The 18,080-nt window shown below is 68.0% G+C and carries 18 protein-coding genes; 9 read left to right on the top strand and 9 right to left on the bottom strand.

Going from position 1 to position 18,080, the window contains the following annotated elements; translation table 11 throughout:
- Positions 1-182: 182 nt before the first annotated feature.
- The 6 genes from ACIA75_RS00490 to ACIA75_RS00465 form a co-directional block, all read right to left on the bottom strand.
- Complete coding sequence (locus tag ACIA75_RS00490) at positions 183-2,126, bottom strand: acetoacetate--CoA ligase (RefSeq protein WP_397098347.1); 1,944 nt, start codon at positions 2,124-2,126, stop codon at positions 183-185.
- A gap of 59 nt (positions 2,127-2,185) precedes the next feature.
- Positions 2,186-3,016 carry an HpcH/HpaI aldolase/citrate lyase family protein gene (locus tag ACIA75_RS00485; protein WP_397098345.1) on the bottom strand — a complete coding sequence of 277 codons (831 nt, stop codon included), beginning with the start codon at positions 3,014-3,016 and terminating at the stop codon, positions 2,186-2,188.
- A gap of 64 nt (positions 3,017-3,080) precedes the next feature.
- Positions 3,081-3,611 (bottom strand): MaoC family dehydratase, encoded by a 531-nt coding sequence (locus ACIA75_RS00480; RefSeq protein WP_397098343.1) that lies wholly within the window; start codon positions 3,609-3,611, stop codon positions 3,081-3,083.
- Positions 3,608-4,768: an acyl-CoA dehydrogenase family protein gene (locus ACIA75_RS00475; RefSeq protein ID WP_397098341.1), complete on the bottom strand. Its 1,161-nt coding sequence runs from the start codon at positions 4,766-4,768 to the stop codon at positions 3,608-3,610. The genes ACIA75_RS00480 and ACIA75_RS00475 overlap by 4 nt, the downstream gene beginning before the upstream one ends.
- A 34-nt stretch (positions 4,769-4,802) precedes the next feature.
- The gene (locus tag ACIA75_RS00470; protein ID WP_397100808.1) at positions 4,803-6,983 is read right to left on the bottom strand and encodes a biotin carboxylase N-terminal domain-containing protein; all 2,181 of its coding nucleotides are present in this window, start codon (positions 6,981-6,983) and stop codon (positions 4,803-4,805) included.
- Between the two features lie 5 nt (positions 6,984-6,988).
- The gene (locus ACIA75_RS00465) at positions 6,989-8,608 is read right to left on the bottom strand and encodes a carboxyl transferase domain-containing protein (protein WP_397098339.1); all 1,620 of its coding nucleotides are present in this window, start codon (positions 8,606-8,608) and stop codon (positions 6,989-6,991) included.
- Between the two features lie 94 nt (positions 8,609-8,702).
- Between ACIA75_RS00465 and ACIA75_RS00460 the strand changes: the two genes are divergently transcribed.
- The 6 genes from ACIA75_RS00460 (at position 8,703) to ACIA75_RS00435 (ending at position 13,222) form a co-directional block, all read left to right on the top strand.
- A complete protein-coding gene (locus ACIA75_RS00460) occupies positions 8,703-9,311 on the top strand; it encodes a TetR/AcrR family transcriptional regulator (protein ID WP_397098337.1) in 609 nt (202 codons plus the stop codon).
- Between the two features lie 176 nt (positions 9,312-9,487).
- Positions 9,488-10,441, top strand: coding sequence for a DUF5996 family protein (locus ACIA75_RS00455; RefSeq protein WP_397098335.1), 954 nt, complete (start codon positions 9,488-9,490; stop codon positions 10,439-10,441).
- 13 nt (positions 10,442-10,454) lie between these two features.
- Entirely contained in the window at positions 10,455-10,916 is a 462-nt protein-coding gene (locus ACIA75_RS00450; RefSeq protein WP_397098333.1) for a VOC family protein, read from the top strand.
- Between the two features lie 520 nt (positions 10,917-11,436).
- The gene (locus ACIA75_RS00445) at positions 11,437-11,766 is read left to right on the top strand and encodes an ArsR/SmtB family transcription factor (RefSeq protein ID WP_397098331.1); all 330 of its coding nucleotides are present in this window, start codon (positions 11,437-11,439) and stop codon (positions 11,764-11,766) included.
- Entirely contained in the window at positions 11,766-12,608 is an 843-nt protein-coding gene (locus ACIA75_RS00440; RefSeq protein WP_397098328.1) for a cation transporter, read from the top strand. The genes ACIA75_RS00445 and ACIA75_RS00440 overlap by 1 nt, the downstream gene beginning before the upstream one ends.
- 65 nt (positions 12,609-12,673) lie before the next feature.
- Positions 12,674-13,222 carry a DUF402 domain-containing protein gene (locus tag ACIA75_RS00435; protein WP_397098326.1) on the top strand — a complete coding sequence of 183 codons (549 nt, stop codon included), beginning with the start codon at positions 12,674-12,676 and terminating at the stop codon, positions 13,220-13,222.
- A gap of 93 nt (positions 13,223-13,315) precedes the next feature.
- On the opposite strand, the gene ACIA75_RS00430 is transcribed toward ACIA75_RS00435, so the two are convergent.
- A complete protein-coding gene (locus ACIA75_RS00430; RefSeq protein WP_397098324.1) occupies positions 13,316-13,897 on the bottom strand; it encodes a TetR/AcrR family transcriptional regulator in 582 nt (193 codons plus the stop codon).
- Positions 13,898-14,005: 108 nt separating this feature from the next.
- Between ACIA75_RS00430 and ACIA75_RS00425 the strand changes: the two genes are divergently transcribed.
- The gene (locus ACIA75_RS00425; RefSeq protein ID WP_397098322.1) at positions 14,006-14,926 is read left to right on the top strand and encodes a TIGR03564 family F420-dependent LLM class oxidoreductase; all 921 of its coding nucleotides are present in this window, start codon (positions 14,006-14,008) and stop codon (positions 14,924-14,926) included.
- A gap of 60 nt (positions 14,927-14,986) precedes the next feature.
- On the opposite strand, the gene ACIA75_RS00420 is transcribed toward ACIA75_RS00425, so the two are convergent.
- Together ACIA75_RS00420 and ACIA75_RS00415 are read right to left on the bottom strand one after the other, a co-directional pair.
- Complete coding sequence (locus ACIA75_RS00420; RefSeq protein WP_397098320.1) at positions 14,987-15,637, bottom strand: GNAT family N-acetyltransferase; 651 nt, start codon at positions 15,635-15,637, stop codon at positions 14,987-14,989.
- Between the two features lie 124 nt (positions 15,638-15,761).
- Complete coding sequence (locus tag ACIA75_RS00415) at positions 15,762-16,235, bottom strand: YbaB/EbfC family nucleoid-associated protein (protein WP_397098318.1); 474 nt, start codon at positions 16,233-16,235, stop codon at positions 15,762-15,764.
- 251 nt (positions 16,236-16,486) lie between these two features.
- Between ACIA75_RS00415 and ACIA75_RS00410 the strand changes: the two genes are divergently transcribed.
- On the top strand, positions 16,487-17,581 hold the full coding sequence (locus ACIA75_RS00410) for a hypothetical protein (RefSeq protein WP_397098316.1): 1,095 nt from the start codon (positions 16,487-16,489) through the stop codon (positions 17,579-17,581).
- Positions 17,582-17,598: 17 nt separating this feature from the next.
- Positions 17,599-18,069, top strand: a complete 471-nt coding sequence (locus tag ACIA75_RS00405) for a YbaB/EbfC family nucleoid-associated protein (protein ID WP_397098314.1) — start codon at positions 17,599-17,601, stop codon at positions 18,067-18,069.
- The last annotated feature ends 11 nt before the right edge of the window (positions 18,070-18,080 follow it).

Genomic DNA, 18,080 nt, shown 5'->3' with positions numbered 1-18,080 from the left:
ATGAAACGGCCTTGCCGAGGAAACCGCGGTGCTGAGGACACCGCTGTGACCAGGCTAGTTCGCGCAGCACGTGGACAGGCGGATTTTGCGCACCACGCAGTTTCGACGTGATCGTCGCCCTGCCCGGCGGGCGGATCCGCCGAACCGCGACGGTCGTGGACCGCGCCGGGTCGGGTGTCGAGTCAGCGGCGGCCGGGTGGACGGATGCCGGTATACCAGTCGAGCAGGGCGGGGTCGTCGACGGCGCTGCGTTCCACCACCCGCTCCGGGTCCGCCCCTTGGAAAAGGCGTTTGATCGGGACCTCGAGCTTCTTGCCGGTCCGCGTGTGCGGTACCGCGGGCGCTTCCAGGATCTCGTCGGGCACGTGGCGCGGTGAGACCTCGTTGCGGATGACCTCCTTGATCCGGTCGCGGAGGACGTCGGTGAGTTCCGCGCCCGGTGCCAGGACCACGAACAGCGGCATCCAGTAGCCACCGTCGGGCTGTTCCGCGCCGATGACCAGGGCCTCGGCGATCTCCGGTAGCCGTTCCACCACCTGGTAGATATCGGCGCTGCCCATCCGGATGCCGTGCCGGTTGAGGGTGGAATCGGAGCGGCCGTGGACCACCACGCTGCCGTGGCCGGTCAGGGTTATCCAGTCGCCGTGCCGCCATACGCCGGGGTAGGTGTCGAAGTAGGCGTCGTGGTAGCGGGTGCCGTCGGGGTCGCGCCAGAAGTAGATCGGCATGGAAGGCAGGGGCGCCGTGACCACCAGTTCGCCGACCTCGTCCTGCACCGGCTGCCCGGCCTCGTCGTAGGCTTCCAGCGCGACCCCCAGGTACGGCGCCGAGAGTTCCCCGGGCCAGACCGGGACCGTGCGCACCCCACCGGCGAACGCCGAGACCACATCGGTGCCGCCGCTGATGGAGGCGACCGGAACGCCACCCGCGTTCTCGTGCAGCCACAGTGAGGAGGCGGGTGGTAGCGAGGAGCCGGTGATGCCGATGAGTCGCAGGGCGGACAGGTCGTGGTCGGTCGCGGGGACGGACCCCGCTTTCATGCAGCCCAGGACGTAGCCCGGGCTGGTACCGAGCACGGTGGTGCCGGTGCGGGCGGCGATCTCCCAGAGGGTGTCCGGCCGCGGATGGGCGGGGCTGCCGTCGTAGCAGACGATGGTCGCGCCGGTGAGCAGACCGGCGATCTGGAAGTTCCACATCATCCAGCTCGGGCTGGTGTACCAGAGGAAGGTGTCGTCGAGTCCGATATCCGTTTGCAGGGCAACGGCTTTGAGGTGTTCGAGGACGACTCCGCCGTGCCCGTGCACGATACCCTTGGGCAGTCCGGTGGTGCCGGAGGAGAACACGATCCACAGGGGATGGGCGAAATCGACCGTTTCGGTCTCGGGCACGGTGTGCCCGGCCGGGTCGGCGGCCACCGTCCACGGAGTGCTGTCGGGGATCTCGACGCCCAGCCGGGAGATCACGATGGTGGCGCGCAACGTGTCCAGACCGGCGCGCAACGCGGCGATATCCGCGCTTTTGTCGTGCGCTTTGCCGCCGTAGCGGTAGCCGTCGGCGGTGACGAGCACGGTGGGTTCCAGCTGGCCCAGCCGGTCCAGGGCCGCCTTGGCCGAATAGTCCTGACCGCAGGCGCTCCACACGGCGCCGACCGCCGCGGTACCGAGGAAAGCGATGACGGTTTCGGTGATATTCGGCAGATAGCCGATCACCCGGTCGCCGGGGCGGACACCGAGCTCGCGCAGTGAACCGGCGAACGCGGCGACCCCGGCGAGGAGGTCCGCCCAGGACGTTTCGGTGACCTCCGCGGTGTCCTCGGTGACCTGCAATATCGCCGGCCGGTCCGTGCGGGCCTGCGCGATCACCCGGTCCACATAGTTCAGGGTGGTGCCGGGAAACCACTGTGCGCCCGGCATATCCGAGGAGGGCAGCACGTCGCCCGCGACCGGTCCGAGTTCGAAGTAGTCCCACAGCGCCGACCAGAAATCGGCCGCGTTGTCCACCGACCAGCGCCACAGGGTGTGGTAGTCCGGCAGCTCGGCATCTGAGCGCGTCTCGACGAAACGCGCGAAATCGGTGACCCGGGCGTCGGCGATATCCCGTTCGCTCGGGACCCACTGTGGTTCCACCGCGGCAACCTCCTGTGTGTAGCGGTGATTATCGGTCGTCGGCACGCGCGTGGGTCGACTCAGCTGAGGGTTCCTGCTCGCTGGAGGATCTGTTCGGCGTGGCGCAGGAGCGGCGCGTCCACCATCCGGCCTTCGTAGGTGAAGACGCCCCGGTGGTTCGGCGCGGCGGCGAGTACTCCCTGAGCCCAGTCGATCTCGTCCTGCGCCGGGGCGTAGGCCGCGCGGATCACCGGGATCTGGCTGGGATGGATGGCGACCTTGATTTCGAAGCCGACGGCCACCGCGTCTTCGGCCTCGGCACGCAACCCGTCCAGGTCGCGGATGTTCAGATACACCATGTCCAGGGCGAGTCGCCGGTGGGCTTTGGCGGCGAGCAGTCCGGTGCTGCGCAGGTGTAACGCCACATCGCGGTAGCTTCCGTCCGGACGCCGGGTTCCGGTGCCGCCCATGGCGGCGACCAAGTCCTCCACCCCGCACATCACGCCGAGAGTGTTGGGGGCGGCGGCGATCCGCTCGATCGCCAGGGCGCCCACGGGAGACTCGATCAGCGCGAAGACGTCGTAGCCGGTGAGACCCGTGACCTGTTCGGCGGATTCGGTTTTCGGCAGCATGACCAGCCGGTAATCCGTGCCGCGCAGGGCCTGCAGATCGAGATCGTGGTCGGGTGTACCGGCCGGATTGACCCGCACGACCGTGGTGGCCGGGTCGAGCGGGGTTTCGGTGAGCGCTTTGCGGGCGGCCGGTTTGTCGCCGGGGGCGACGCCGTCCTCCAGATCGAGGATCACCACGTCCGCGGCGTCGGCGGCCTTGCGGTAGCGCTCGGGGCGGTCGGCCGGGCAGAACAACCAGGCCGGGCCGGCGGGCTGCCATTCGTTGTGGGGAGTAGTCACTTGAGTTACCTCCTGCGGGCCGGATCGCTGCCGGCGAGTGTGCGTGCCCCGGCCGGTGCGGACGTCACGCCTGTTCCGCCGGACGCAGCCGGATCATGGCGTGCCGGACAGCGATACCCACGATGGTGCCGTGCTGGTTGCGTGCCACATGCCGGAAAGTGACGACGCCCTGACCGGGCCGGCTCTTGGATTCGCGCTTGTTCAGGACGACGGTTTCGACATAGATGGTGTCGCCGTGGAACAGCGGCGCCGGAAACTTCACCTCGTCGAATCCGAGGTTGGCGACCGTGGTGCCCTGGGTGAGGTGCGCGACCGCCAGGCCGATCATGGTGCCCAGGGTGAACAGCGAGTTCACCAGCCGCTCGTGGAAGGGTTCCTGGGCGTCGCTGTAGGCCTTGTCGATGTGCAGGCCCTGGTTGTTCATGGTCAGGGTGCTGAACAGGACATTGTCGGTTTCGGTCATGGTGCGGCCGGGCCGGTGCTCGTAGAGCACGCCGGTTTCCAGTTCCTCGAACCACAGGCCCGACTGTACGACCCTTCTCAGGCCGGTGGTGTCGTGCTCGACCTCTTTGGTGATCTTGTTCTCGCCGCTCACAGTCCGAGCTCCCGTCCGATCAGCATGAGTTGTACTTCCGTGGTGCCCTCGCCGATTTCGAGGATCTTGCTGTCCCGGTAGTGCCGGGCCACGGGGTATTCGTTCATGAACCCGTAGCCGCCGAAAATCTGGGTGGCGTCGCGGGCATTGTCCATCGCGGCCTCGCTCGCCACGAGTTTGGCGATGGCAGCCTGCTTCTTGAACGGTTTCCCGGCCAGCATCAGGGCGGCGGCGTCGTAGTAGGCAGTGCGGGCGGTATGCGCGCGGGCCTCCATCCGGGCGATCTTGAAGGCGATCGCCTGATTGCTGCCGATCGTCCGGCCGAAGGCCTCGCGTTCCCCGGCATAGCGCACGCATTCGTCCACACAACCCTGGGCCGCGCCCACCGACAGCGCGGCGATGGCGATGCGGCCTTCGTCGAGGATGCGCAGGAAGTTGGCGTAACCGCGGCCGCGCTCACCGAGCAGGTTCTCCTTCGGCACTCGCACATCGGTGAAGCTCAGCGGGTGGGTGTCCGAGGCATTCCAGCCGACCTTGTTGTAGGCGGGTTCGGCAACGAAACCGGGAGTGCCGGCGGGCACGATGATGGTCGAGATCTCCTTCTTACCGCCGGACTCCCCGGTCACCGCGGTCACCGTCACCAGCGCGGTGATATCGGTTCCGGAGTTGGTGATGAATTGTTTGCTGCCGTGGATGACCCAGCTGTCGCCGTCCTCGATCGCGGTGGTGCGGGTCCCGCCGGCATCGCTGCCCGCGCCCGGCTCGGTGAGCCCGAACGCACCCAGGTTCTCCCCACTCGCGAGCCGGGGCAGCCATTCGGTTTTCTGCTTCTCGTCGCCGAACCGGTAGATCGGCATGGCACCGAGCGACACCCCGGCTTCCAGCGTGATCGCGACACTCTGGTCGACCTTGCCGAGCTCCTCGAGCGCCAGGCAGAGCGCGAAATAGTCGCCGCCCATCCCGCCGTATTCCTCGGGGAACGGCAGACCGAACAGGCCCATCCGCGCCATGCCCGCGACGACTTCGTACGGGAAGCTGTGCTCGGCATCGTGTTTCGCCGCCACGGGGGCGACCACCTGGTTCGCGAAGTCCCGGACGGTCAGCGCGAGGTCGCGGTAGTGCTCGGGCAGGGTGCCGGTGGAGAGGAAATCGCTCACCTGTGCCTCTTCTCGGGGTAGTGGGTTCGCCGCGTCATCGCGGGGTGGGTTCGGCAGCGGGCATGGATTCGCCGGCTTCGGGATTTGCCGGAGCAGGCGGGGCCGGGTCGGGTACCGCTGCTGGGTCGGCCGCCGGGTTGCCCGCTGCCGGGGTGGGTGTCGTGGAGTCGGATGCCGCCGGGTCGGCCGCCGGTTCGGGATGGACCCGGGCGAGGACTTCGTCCAGCCGCACCGAGGCACCCGGGGCCACCGAGATCTCGACGGTGCCGGCGAGCGGTGCGGTGAGCGAATGCTCCATCTTCATTGCTTCGACCACCAGAATCGGTTCGCCCGCGGATACCGAGGCGCCGTTTGTCGCGGTCACGGCGAGGACGGTTCCGGGCATCGGGCTGCGGATCTCGGCGTCGTGCACGGCCGCGGCGTCGGCGCGAGCGGGTTCTTCCGCCAGTTCCCGCACCATCGCGACCCCAGATGGCCCGGCGACCCACAGTTGGCCGCCGGATTCCGCGACCCGGTAATCGCGCCGGAGACCGTCGAGAGTGAGGGTCACCGTCCGGACCGAACCGCCGGGCTCCGCGGCCGCGGCCGCTCGGCCCAGTTCGGCTGTGACCGATACAGGTTCCTCGTCCTCTACGCGAAGATCGGCTGAGTCCGGAGTGCCGCTGAGGTAGACGTGCACGGTCCGGTCACCCCCGGACAACCGGATCCGGGTCGGTGCGGGCGCGCCGACCCGCCACCCGGTGGGGAAGGCCCACGGATCGGCCGGAGCGTCCGGCCAGCGCAGCAACCAGCGGTACACGGCAGCGGCGGCGAAAACATCATCGGCGACCGGCTCCGGCACGAACTCGCCGGCCCGCCGGTCCAGCAGCGCGGTATCCAGCCGGCCCGCCGCGACATCCGGGTCGGCCAGCAGGAAACGCAGGAAATCGGTATTCGTCCGGACTCCCAGCACCGAGGTATCGGCGAGGGCCCGGTCCAGCGCGGCCAGCGCGGCGGCGCGGTCGGGGCCGTGCGCGATAACCTTCGCGAGCATCGGGTCATAGTTGCTGCCGACCACCGTGCCCACCGCGAGCCCGGAGTCCACCCGGACCCCCGTCCCGCCCGGTTCCACCAGGTCCAGGACCGTACCGCCAGTCGGCAGGAAATCCCGGGCCGGGTCTTCGGCGTACACGCGCGCCTCGACGGCGTGGCCGTGCAGCCGGATATCGTCTTGCGCCACCCGGAACCGTTGTCCCGCGGCGATCCGGATCTGGGATTCGACCAGGTCGAATCCGGTGATCATCTCGGTGACCGGATGCTCGACCTGCAGGCGGGTGTTCATCTCCATGAAGAAGAATTCGTCCGGCCGGTCGGCGGAGACGATGAACTCCACCGTCCCCGCCCCCACATAGTCCACGCTGCGCGCGGTGGCGCAGGCGGCGGCGCCGATACGGGCGCGGGTCGCGGCGTCCAGCAGGGGAGAAGGTGCTTCCTCGATCACCTTCTGATGCCGGCGCTGCAGACTGCATTCCCGTTCGCCCAGATGCAGCACGGTGCCGTGGGTATCGGCCAGGATCTGCACCTCGATATGCCGCGGCCGGGTGACGAACCGCTCCAGGAACAGGGTGTCGTCGCCGAAGGACGCGGCGGCCTCCCGGCGGGCGCTGACCAAGGCGGCGGGCAGGTCCGCGGGGTCGTCGACCCGGCGCATTCCCTTGCCCCCGCCGCCCGCGGAGGGCTTCACGAGTACCGGATAACCGACTTCGGCGGCCGCTTCGATCAGCGCCGCGTCGGTGAGACCGGGTTCGGCGATCCCCGGCACCACCGGTACACCCGAGGCCGCCACGGTGGTCTTCGCGGTGATCTTGTCGCCCATGATCTCGATCGCGGCGGCCGGCGGCCCCAGGAACACGATCCCGGCCTCGGCCAGCGCAGCGGCGAAAGCGGCGTTCTCGGAAAGGAATCCGTAACCGGGATGGACCGCCCCGGCACCGGTGCGACGGGCGGCATCGACGACCTTCGCGATATCCAGGTAGCTCTCCCGAGCCGCCGCGGGGCCGAGCCGCACGGCCGTATCGGCTTCGCGCACATGCCGGGCGCCCGCGTCCGCGTCGCTGTAGACCGCTACCGATCGCAGCCCCATGGTGCGCAGGGTGCGGATAACGCGCACGGCGATCTCGCCGCGATTGGCTACCAGTACGGTGTCGAACGGGAGGGGATGATTCGAGTTCAGCACGGTGGTCACATCCTGAAGACGCCGTAGGAGACCGGTTCCAGTGGTGCCTGCGCACACACCGAGAGAGCCAGTCCGAGCACGGTCCGGGTATCGGCGGGATCGATGACCCCGTCGTCCCAGAGCCGGGCCGTCGAATAATAGGGGTTGCCCTGGGCCTCGTACTGGCGGCGGATCGGCTCCTTGAACGCCTCTTGATCGGCATCGCTCCACGGCTGACCGTTGCCGTCGAGCTGATCACCGCGCACGGTGGCCAGTACCGAGGCCGCCTGTTCGCCGCCCATCACCGAGATCCGGGCATTCGGCCACATCCACAGGAATCGTGGCGAGTAGGCCCGCCCGCACATCGAATAGTTCCCGGCGCCGTAGGACCCGCCGATCACCACGGTCAGTTTGGGAACCCGCGCACACGCCACCGCGGTCACCATCTTCGCGCCGTGCTTGGCGATCCCGGAGGCCTCGTAATCGCGCCCGACCATGAACCCGGTGATGTTCTGCAGGAACAGCAGCGGGATCTCCCGTTTATCGCACAATTCGATGAAATGCGCGCCCTTCATGGCGGATTCGCCGAACAGCACACCGTTGTTGGCGACGATTCCCACCGGGTGCCCGTGGATATGCGCGAACCCGGTGACCAGGGTGGTCCCGTACTCGGCCTTGAATTCGTGGAACCCCGGCTCGCCGGTGCTGTCCGCGTCGACAATCCGGTGGATGACTTCGTGCACGTCGTAGGGGGTGCGCAGATCGACCGGGACCACGTCGTACAGGTCCCCGGTTGCCGCGGCAGGTTCGCGGGCGGTCCGGATCTGCCACGCAGGTTCCGGGCGCGGTCCGAGGGTGCCGATGATGCGGCGGACGGTACGCAGCGCGTCCCGGTCGTCGTCGGCCAGATGGTCGGTGACCCCGGAGGTGCGTGAATGCAGGGCACCGCCGCCGAGCTCCTCGGCGGTCACCACTTCACCGGTCGCGGCCTTCACCAGCGGTGGCCCGCCGAGGAAGATCGTGCCCTGATCCCGCACGATCACCGCCTCGTCGCTCATCGCCGGAACGTAGGCGCCGCCCGCGGTGCACGACCCCATGACCGCCGCGATCTGCGCGATACCCCGCGCGCTCATGGTGGCCTGGTTGTAGAAGATCCGGCCGAAGTGTTCCCGGTCGGGGAACACGTCGTCCTGTTCGGGCAGGTAGGCGCCACCGGAATCGACGAGGTAGACGCACGGCAGGTTGTTGTGCAGCGCCACTTCCTGGGCGCGCAGATGTTTCTTGACCGTGATCGGGTAATAGGTGCCGCCCTTGACCGTGGCGTCGTTGGCGACGATCACGCATTCGCGACCGGCCACCCGCCCGATGCCGGTGATGATGCCGGCGCCGGGGGATTCGTCGCCGTACATTCCGTCGGCGGCGAGCGGGGAGAGTTCCAGGAACGGGCTGCCCGGATCGAGTAGCTGGTCCACCCGGTCTCGGGGCAGTAACTTGCCCCGGGCGATATGGCGCTGCCGGGCCTTCTCCGGACCGCCGCGCGCGGTCTCGGCGAGGCGGTGGCGCAACTCGTCGACCAAGGCCAGATTGGCGGCCCGGTTATCGGTGTCCGGCCGAGTGGCCGGTGTGGGGCTCGCGGTGCGGGTCATCACAGGAACCTGCCATCTGAGTTAGTCGCTGATAACTGGAATTGAGGTTAATCTTGACTAACCGAGTTGTCCAGAGCAAGGGAAGGGAGCGTGGGTGACCAGCTTCGATTCTGCCACCCCCACGCGCCGCGAACTGTTGAAACAGCAGCGCCGCGACCAGTTGCTCGCCGCCGGTGCCCGGCTCATCGCCGAACGCGGCTACCTCGGCATGCGGCTCGACGACCTGGGTGCCGCGGTCGGCATCAGCGGCCCCGCGGTGTACCGGCACTTCCCCAACAAGGAAGCACTACTGGTCGAACTTCTGGTCGGCATCAGCCGCCGCCTGCTCGACGGCGGCACCGCGGTCGCCGCCGAGGCCGCCGGCCCCGCCGAAGCGCTGGCCGGCCTGGTCGACTTCCACCTCGACTTCGCCCTCGGCGAACCCGAACTCATCCGCATCCAGGACCGCGACCTCGACAATGTCCCGCTCCCGGCCCGCCGCGAGATCCGGCGCACCCAGCGCCGCTACGTGGAGATCTGGGTGCAGGTGCTGTGCGGACTGACCCCCGGGCTGGACGAGGGCACCGCCCGGGTCCAGGCCCATGCAGTGTTCGGCCTGCTCAACTCCACCCCGCACAGCGCCGGCCCGGCCCGTGGCCGCACCCGATCGGTGCTGCGCTCGATGGCCCTGACTGCCTTGACCGCCGAGCCGGCCGGGGAGTGAGCTGAGGCGAGACGGTGGCTTGGCTGCCGCTGGGGGCCGTACGATTGGCGAGAGCCATTCCTGACCGTCCTGACGTACATCATGAGGTCGGCGAGCCCCGAGGCCGACCTGAACCTTGGTACCGCCGGTGCTCGCTGAGGCGAATCCGGCTACCGGTGACCCGGAAGGATGATCACGTGACCATCCAGCGCACCACCGCATGGCCCGCTCTGCAGGTCGCTGACTGGACCGAGACCCGCGACACCCTGCACATGTGGGCCCAGATCGTCGGCAAACTGCGCCTCGCCCATGCCCCGCTGCTCAATCACTGGTGGCAGGTCACCCTGTACGTCAGCCCCCGGGGGCTGACCACGGGCACCGTTCCGTACGCCCAGGGTGCATTCGATATCGAGTTCGACTTCGTCGACCACCAGTTGCGGATCCGCAACTCCGACGGCGCCGGTGAACGGATCGCGCTCGAACCCATGACGGTGGCCGAGTTCTACGAGCAGACCATGCGGGCGCTGGGCGCACTCGGCGTCGAGACGACCATCCGGGCCCGCCCGAACGAGGTCGAGCCCGCCATTCCGTTCGCCGAGGATCACCAGCACGCCTCCTACGACTCGCAGGCCGCCTATTTGTTCTGGCGGCAGCTGCTACATGCCGACCGGGTCATCGGCCGGTTCCGCTCGCACTTCGTGGGCAAGGTCAGCCCTGTGCACTTCTTCTGGGGCGCGATGGACCTGGCTTGCACCCGTTTCTCCGGACGATCTGCGCCACCACACCCCGGCGGCGCCCCGAACTGCGGTGACTGGGTCATGGTCGAAGGCTATTCCCGTGAACTGTCGAGCTGCGGATTCTGGCCGGGTGGTGGAGAAGAAGGCGCGTTCTACGCCTACGCCTATCCCGAACCACATGGCTTTGCCGGCCATCCGGTCGGTCCCGAAGGCGCCTATTACAGCGTGGAGAACGGTCAGTTCTTGTTGCCTTACGAATCCGTGCGCACCGCCTCTGACCCCGACGCAGCGCTGACCCGGTTCCTGCACGACACCTATGACGCCGCGGCAGAGCACGGCCACTGGGACCGCGCGAGCCTCGAAGACGATCCCAACCGCTGGGAGAACCCGACGCGGAGGGGTACCCACAACTAGGAGGACACGAATAATGGCCGGTCACAACGCCCTTCCCGCCCCGGACCACGGACTCCTCGTCACCCACTTTCTGACTGTGCGCGATATCGCTACCGCGCGCGATTTCTACGCGGATATTTTCGGCGGCGAAGTGGTGCTGGCGGAGAACCCCGCGATCGTCAAGGTCGCCAACAGCTGGATCATCATGAACCCGGGCGGCGGCCCCACCCCGGACAAGCCCGGCATCACGCTCCGGCCGCCCGAGCCGGGCGATCCGGTGTCGGCGTTCCTCAACATCAGGGTGGCCGATATCGCCACATTCCATGCTGACGCGATCGCCAAAGGTGCCGAATTCGTGACCGAACCGATCGACCGCAAAGCCGAGGTCCGGTGCTATCTGCGGGACCCCGACGGCTACCTGATCGAGGTCGGCCAGGCGACCGGCATGCTCGAGGGAATCTTCGCGGACCCACCGGCCGGTGAAACGACGGGTTGAGGCCGTTGGAAATAGCGACCGGCACAGTCCTGAAGGCCATGCGATCAGGTACTTTCGGCCCTGCGCTCGGTGGCACGTTTTCCGCGGTGTTCGCCTGCCGGATTGCGACGGCAGCGGCAGGTAGGTGTTCGAGCGCCGCCATTTCCAGCGAGTAGGGAACCACGGCGGACAGAATCGCGACGGTCGCGCCCACCGCGAGGATCTGCGGCTGGAACATGGTGGCGCCGTTGCTCGCGGCCCCGGCGGGGAACCACAGGCAGGCGGCGACGGGTACCCCGTCGTCCGTATACCCCTGCACGGCCCCACGCGACCGACCCGTGTGATCACCTCCGCCACCCGCCGCGGCATCCGCGGACACCCGCTCATCGCCGCCGGCCTGCAGGCCGTCACCGCGGCCGCCGACGAGCTGAGACGCCGATAGCTCGCCACTGCCGGGTTGGCGCTTCCGGTCCGACCGGCGGATCCCGCAGGTGAAAGTTCATAGTTTTCTGAATACAGATACTGATGTACTGTTCTCGGTATGGAGACTGCTGTTCACACCGACGCGCTGGCCCGGTTCGGGCACGCGCTGTCGGACCCCACGCGGACCCGCATCCTGCTGAGTCTGCGGCAGGCGCCGGGGTATCCCTCGGAGCTGGCCGATCAGATCGGAGTGACCCGGCAGATCCTGTCCAACCATCTCGCGTGCCTGCGCGGCTGTGGGCTGGTGGTCGCGGTGCCGGAGGGCCGGCGCAGCCGCTACGAACTCGCCGATGCCCGGATCGCAGCCGCGCTGGCGGATCTGCTCGGTCTGGTGCTGGCGGTGGACCCGGCGTGCTGCCCGGACGCCGAGGTCGAGGGCTGCTGCTGATGTCGGCGCCGCTCGGCCTGCCCGCTCTACCGACCGCAGTCGCCGTCGGTCCCGGGCCGGAACGAAAAGCGTTGCTGGCGCGCCGGATCCGCTGGTTCGTTGCCGCGACCATCACCTACAACGTCATCGAGGCGATCATCGCGCTCACCGAAGGCGCCCGGGTCTCCTCGACCGCGTTGATCGGGTTCGGGCTGGACTCGGTGATCGAGGTGTCCTCCGCGGCGGCGGTCGCGTGGCAGTTCGCCGGCCGTGACCCCGAAGCCCGGGAGAAGATCGCGCTGCGGGTGATCGCGTTCTCCTTCTTCGCACTCGCACTGTATGTCGCCGCGGATTCGGTCCGGGCGCTGACCGGGCTCGGCGGAGCCCGGCATTCGACGATCGGGATCGCCTTGGCGGCGGCGAGCCTGATGATCATGCCGGTGCTCTCGGCGGCGCAGCGCCGCGCAGGCCGTGAGCTCGGCTCCGCGTCCGCGGTCGCCGATTCGAAGCAGACGCTGCTGTGCACCTACCTGTCGGCGGTGCTGTTGGCCGGGTTGTTGCTCAACAGTCTGTTCGGGTGGTCGTGGGCCGACCCGATCGCCGCGCTGGTCATCGCCGCCATCGCGGTGAAAGAGGGTCTCAACGCCTGGCGCGGCGACACCTGTTGCCCCGCACCGACCGCCCCGAACGCATCGGTTCCGGTCCACGATGCCGTGCGCCCCGAAGCAGCACACGACGGTCCTGGCCGGCGCGACCGGTCGATCGGGCCGCCAGAACAATCGTGCGATGACAGCTGCCAAGACTGCCCGCCACCGAAGCCCCTCCGCATTCCTGGCCGCCCACCCCGATTCCGAGCCCGCTGACAGCGATTGGTGAATATTTTGCTGTCGCCCCCGGCTGGCCATCCGAGCGAGATAGCGTGGCAACCATGCCCAGGTTCGTGGTCGGGTCGACGGTGCAGCGGCGCGAAGTCCTGCACGGCGAGGTGTGGATGACGATGCCGGTGCAGGTCGTCGCGGACGACGACGATGTACTGGCCGTTTGGTTCGAAGACGGGACCCCGTTCACGTTTCCGTCGCATCCGTACGGGAAGCATCCCTGGTCGGATCAGGACCGCTGGATCGGCAGCAGTGTGCTGCAACTGTATCGGCCCGCTGACGCCTATTCGGTGTGGGCGTTCTTCCAGCACGGCCGGTTCGATCACTGGTACATCAACTTCGAAAAGCCATACCGCCGTGGCGACGATTGGTTCGACACCGACGATCACGGACTCGATATCGTTGTCCGGGACGGCGTATGGCAGTGGAAGGACCGCGACGATGTCGCGGAACAGGTTGCCTGTGGTCGGCTCACGCAGGCGGAGGCCGATGCGGTGTGGCGCGAGGCCGAGCACGTCGCGTCCGCATTGGATCACGGTCGGTGCTGGTGGGTTCCGCGGTGGCAGGACTGGAAGCCCGGCTCCCCTGCGCACCGGTAGCCGAAATACGGGCACTGTGGCAGATGGTCCGGGTGGTGATGTGCTTCCATTGGGCCACTGGGCTCGACCGGTGACCCATGCGGGTACTGTCGGTCAGTCGCTGGTGGTGCTGCGGAGGAGACCTTCTGCGACGAGGGCTATCAGTGTGTCTGCGCGTGGCGCCGGCTCGGGGAGGGATTCGGTTGCCAGGGCGATGCCGTTGGTGAGTTGCAGAACATCGTCGACGGTAACGCTTGTGCTCACCGAGCCTTCTCGTTGGGCGCGAGTGAGGAGTTGCTGGGCGGCGTCCCGGATCATGGTGTGCGGTGAGAACTCCGGATCGGATGCGTAACCGGCGAGAGCTGGTCCGAGCGCTCGGGTGGTAGCCGCGTGCGCCACTACCTCGCGAAGCCAAGCCAGTAATGCCGTGCCGGCGTTCGGTTCGGTGCGCAGTTCCTTCGCTCGGGTGCACAAGGTCGCGACTCGGTCGCGGAGCACGGCTTCGAGGAGTTGGGCACGGCTGGGGAAGTGCCGGTGCAAGGTGGCCGACCCGACTCCGGCGCGCCGGGCGATCTCCTCGAGGGATGCTTCGGCACCGGCTTCGGCGATCACGGCGCCGGCGGCGGCCACCAGCCTGTCCTTGTTGCGGCGCGCATCCGCCCGCTGCCGGCCTGGCGAGTTCGGGCTTGCTCCCATCGGTTCGACACCTTCTTGCTAAGTGGGGTGGTCACCCCGTATCGTACTCGAACATAAGTGGGGTGATCACCCCATTTATGTGTAGTCATCCGACACGGGAGATGAAGAATGCAGATCGGATTGGCGGTCGGGGATGTCCGCGGTCCCGCGACGCTGGCGGCTGTCGTGGACCAGGTACAGGTGGCAGCCGACTCCGGTTTCGCCACCGCTTGGGCGAGTCAGGCGCTCGGTGGGGATGCGCTGACTGCTCTTGCAGTAGCCGGCGCCGGCGCCGATATCGCGGTGGGCACGGCCGTGGTGCCCGTTCCGCAGCGGCATCCGATGATGTTGGCAGGGCAGGCGCTGACGGTGCAGGCCGCGGTGGCAGGGCGCCTGACCGTGGGCGTGGGCGTGGGTGTCGGTGCGATGGTGTCGGGGATGTTCGGACTGTCCACCGACCGGCCCGTGCAGCGCATGCGCGAGTATCTGACGGTGCTCGGCCCGCTGCTGCGCCGGGAAACAGTCGACTACCACGGGGAGATGCTCACAGCGGTGGGTGCGGTAATGGTCCCTGGCGATGTACCGGCCCCATCGGTGCTTCTCGCTGCAATGGGGCCCCGTATGGTCCGAATGGCAGGCGAACTCTCCGACGGAACCGTGACCTGGATGACAGGCCCGAAAGCCCTCGCCGACCACATCGTTCCGGTCATCACCGAGGCCGCGGCCGATGCCGGCAAGGCGTCCCCGCGAATCGTCGCCGGCCTGCCCGTATGCGTCACCGATGCGGTCGGCGACGTCCGCGCTCGGATCGCCGAACAGTTCGCGCTCGCCGCGCAGGTGCCCGAATACCGCGCAACACTTGACCGAGAAGGAGTCGCCGGGCCACAGGATGTCGCGATCGTCGGCAACGATATCGAAGTGGCACGCGCACTCGCCCGATTCCGGGACGCTGGAGTCACCGAATTCATGGCCGCCCCCTACGGAACCGCCGAAGAACAGAACCGCACTATAGAACTCCTCGCCGAGCTGGTCCGTACGACGGAGAAGTAAGTCAGGAGCTGAGCATCACTCACCCTCGAGCCGGGCTCTGCAGCGAACCAGTTCGACCTGTCAGCCGATGAGGGCGACTTCCTGCTTCAGCCTGACGCTGAGTTGGGTACCGAGTTCGCGGAAGCCCAGGGCGAAGGCGACTCGTTTGGACTGCGTAGCGCGGGCCCGCCACTGGGGGAGCAGCCCAGCATCCAGGGCGTGCGCCACTGCCGCTGAACCCGTTAGTCGTGCCAAGCCCCGCCCCCGGTACTCGGGAGCTGTCAGCACACTCATGTGGGCGGTCCGGCTCGGCCAGGTGCGATATCCGGCGGCAGCGACCACTTCGTCACAGATCCGGATCGTGAAGGCCGGGGAGGTTATCTCGCGGAGCCCGCTTTCCTCCGTTTGGTGCTCACCCGCCAGATTCTCGAGCCGATGTAGGTCAGAGTGCTCGGCGGGTAGCCGATCGACCTGCACCGCGCCCGGCGGGGCCGCCCGGAAGTCGCGTCCGTCGATGTAGGCCAGTGTGGCCGGTCCCAGAACTTCTTCCAGGGGGAGGGCCCGGCCGAGCAATTCGGGGTCGACGAGGTCTTCGACGGACAACTTTGCGACAGCACCGCGAATCGCTGCTGCCGCGGTCGGGTTGGGTGCGGTCACGATGGCTCGCCCTTGCAGCACAATGAAGCCGGCCCAGCCCGGCGGGCAGATCTTCGCTCGGGGTGAGATCGTCACATTCACGAGGTCAGATGACGAGAACGAAACCGGCGCTGCGGCGAGCCCTTCCCAGAGCGCGTGGGCTCTTGTCAGCACCGGGTTCGTTGGCATGGTTCATTCTGCTCACCCGGACATTCACCGCTCACTCTTTGCCGGGATCGCACTTCCTGGTCCGGTCGGTGTCGGGCGCGGTGCGGGTGGCTGCCTCGACGACTTCCCGGATGCCGCGCAGACTCGGTGCGCCCGGTAGTAGATCGGGAAGGTCCGGTAGCTCCTCGGCGAGCTCGGTGATCGGCGAGACGATCACCGCCAACTGCTCTCGCGCCGCATCGGCCGCGGCGCGGGCGGCCTCGGTGATGGATCGGGCGAGGTGTGCCGGTGGACCGGCTCGGAACGCCTCGGCCGCCAACCGGACATCGACAACGACCCCGTACGCGTCGACGGTGACCTCGGCGAGCTGATCCGACGACCATGCCGACGATCGGGCTTGTGACAACCGTTCGTGAACGCCCGGGATGTCCGCGCGTTGTTGATCCAGGCCATCCAGCAACGCGCCGACGAGCCGCTTCAGCTGGGCGGTCGCCTCGGTCAACTCGTCCAGACTCAGATCGTCCATCTGTGGCTTCCCCCGAGTGTTCGCCTCATAGCTGTCGGTGTGCGCCGCATCGACTATACGAGGTCCAATGCGCATATGCCTCTCGTTCGAGGGCGGCAAGCACACATGCCGGGACTTCTATCCCCGATTATGGGAAGGTATGAGCACTGGACATGCTCGACGTGAGGAACCGAGGTAGGGGCTTATGAGGTCAGTCGGTAGTCATCGGCGTGACAATGGCCGCGGTATGACCGTACCCACCGGTGGCGTTCATGAGTCGCGTATTTTCCCTTGATTCCGACGAGCTAGCCGGCCAGAGTCCCACGATTTCCGGGGCGGCGGAGGAGTTGGCTGCGGCGCTGCACAATCTGGAAACCGCGCTCGGGACCGAGGGGCAGTGCTGGGGAAACGACGAGCCCGGGAAGGCTTTCGAGCAGACCTACGATCCCGACGCGAAGCAGACCGTGGCGAATCTGCGGAACCTGGTCGGAACATTGCGGTCGAGCGGTCGATCGTTGAAAGATATCGGCGACCGATTCAACAGTATCGATACCGATGCTGGTTACCGGGTCCGAGAACACGAATCGCAGTCCGAAACAGCCGCGTTCACCCCGGCGGGTTCGCCGGGGAGTGATTACCCCGCGTCGCGACCCGGCACCGGGTCGCCGCTGTCCGGTGCCGATTCGCAGTCGCCGGATGGGATGGCGCCGGACTCGGAATCCTGGGTCGGCGGTGAGCAGGGGCAGCGCGGCTCGCGACCACCGGCTGCCGATGACACCGCCGGGAACGGTCCCGGCTCCGGAGCCGGTGTGCCCTCCGGGCCTTCCGGGGAGCCGCCGCAGTCGCCCTCGGCGCGCGACTCCTCGTCGACGGCCGGAGCCACCGAGGCCGGAGCCGGTCTCGGCACCGGGGATCCGCCGCCCGGGGCCGCCGTCGCGCCGACGGCACAGATGATGCCGTCGGCCTCGCTCGGCAACGCGACCGCGGGTGCGGAAACGGCTGGTCCTGCGTCCAGCCCTCCGTGGGCTCGGCCCGCCGAGCCCACGGGCCCGGGCGGGCAATCGCCTGGCTCGCAGGCCGGTCAGCCGTCGGGAAGTGCACCTGGCGCCCGCTCACCGGCGCAGCCCCCGGTGTCCGGTGCGAAACAGCAACGCCGAGAACGGAAGAAGGACAACAAACAGCAGGAGCGTCGCCCCGAAGTTGCCGCCTCCGACAATGCAGACCGGCCACCCGCCGTTCCTGCCCCGCCCGTAGACCCAACACGGCTGTCGGGCGGGTCGCGGAAGCACACGACGCCCTGGTCGAAACCGGAACCCGCGGAGCCGGCAGAGACTCCGCGGGCCGATGGGCCGAGAATCGGTCACTGACGAAAGGAGGAGTCCACATGGATCGATCGAGTTCCGAAGAGCCGCGTTCGGCTCACTCCGAATTGACACGGCTCGTCGATACGCTGCTGGACGGGTTCGGCGAGCAGTCGGCGGATCTTCCGGACGTCGCGGCGCGGCTTGCGGCAGCGCGCTCGTCGGCTTCGTCTTCCGATCGTCTGGTGGAAGTGACGGTCGACGCGTACGGAACTGTGCTGGAAGTGCGGTTGTCTCCCCAGGCATTCCAGGCGAATTCGCCCGAGCGGCTGGCCGGATCCGTCACCGAGGCGGCCCGGTCCGCCGCGCTGGCGGCGCAGCGGCGACGAGCCGAGATCGTCGAGCCCGTCGCGGGTGTCGCCGGTGATCTGGATCTGCCCGACCTGTTTCCGGGTGCGCCGAGTCTGCGGGGAATCCGGGACATGACCGAATCGGCCGAGCCCGGAAACGCCGAACCGGGGCGCACTGTCCCTGAGTGCAGGCCCGGCGGATGAATGGCTCGCCG

The organism is Nocardia sp. NPDC051750 (assembly GCF_044453135.1).
GTDB lineage: Bacteria > Actinomycetota > Actinomycetes > Mycobacteriales > Mycobacteriaceae > Nocardia.
Note: the sequence above shows the minus strand (reverse complement) of the source record. Positions and strands in the feature narration are given on the sequence as shown.

Excerpts from the sequence above, each read along its gene's own strand:
- ACIA75_RS00465 (WP_397098339.1), bottom strand. The coding sequence starts at position 8,608 with ATGACCCGCACCGCGAGCCCCACACCGGCCACTCGGCCGGACACCGAT.
- ACIA75_RS00450 (WP_397098333.1), top strand. The coding sequence starts at position 10,455 with ATGGCCGGTCACAACGCCCTTCCCGCCCCGGACCACGGACTCCTCGTC.
- ACIA75_RS00445 (WP_397098331.1), top strand. The coding sequence starts at position 11,437 with ATGGAGACTGCTGTTCACACCGACGCGCTGGCCCGGTTCGGGCACGCG.
- ACIA75_RS00440 (WP_397098328.1), top strand. The coding sequence starts at position 11,766 with ATGTCGGCGCCGCTCGGCCTGCCCGCTCTACCGACCGCAGTCGCCGTC.
- ACIA75_RS00435 (WP_397098326.1), top strand. The coding sequence starts at position 12,674 with ATGCCCAGGTTCGTGGTCGGGTCGACGGTGCAGCGGCGCGAAGTCCTG.
- ACIA75_RS00430 (WP_397098324.1), bottom strand. The coding sequence starts at position 13,897 with ATGGGAGCAAGCCCGAACTCGCCAGGCCGGCAGCGGGCGGATGCGCGC.
- ACIA75_RS00425 (WP_397098322.1), top strand. The coding sequence starts at position 14,006 with ATGCAGATCGGATTGGCGGTCGGGGATGTCCGCGGTCCCGCGACGCTG.
- ACIA75_RS00415 (WP_397098318.1), bottom strand. The coding sequence starts at position 16,235 with ATGGACGATCTGAGTCTGGACGAGTTGACCGAGGCGACCGCCCAGCTG.
- ACIA75_RS00410 (WP_397098316.1), top strand. The coding sequence starts at position 16,487 with ATGAGTCGCGTATTTTCCCTTGATTCCGACGAGCTAGCCGGCCAGAGT.
- ACIA75_RS00405 (WP_397098314.1), top strand. The coding sequence starts at position 17,599 with ATGGATCGATCGAGTTCCGAAGAGCCGCGTTCGGCTCACTCCGAATTG.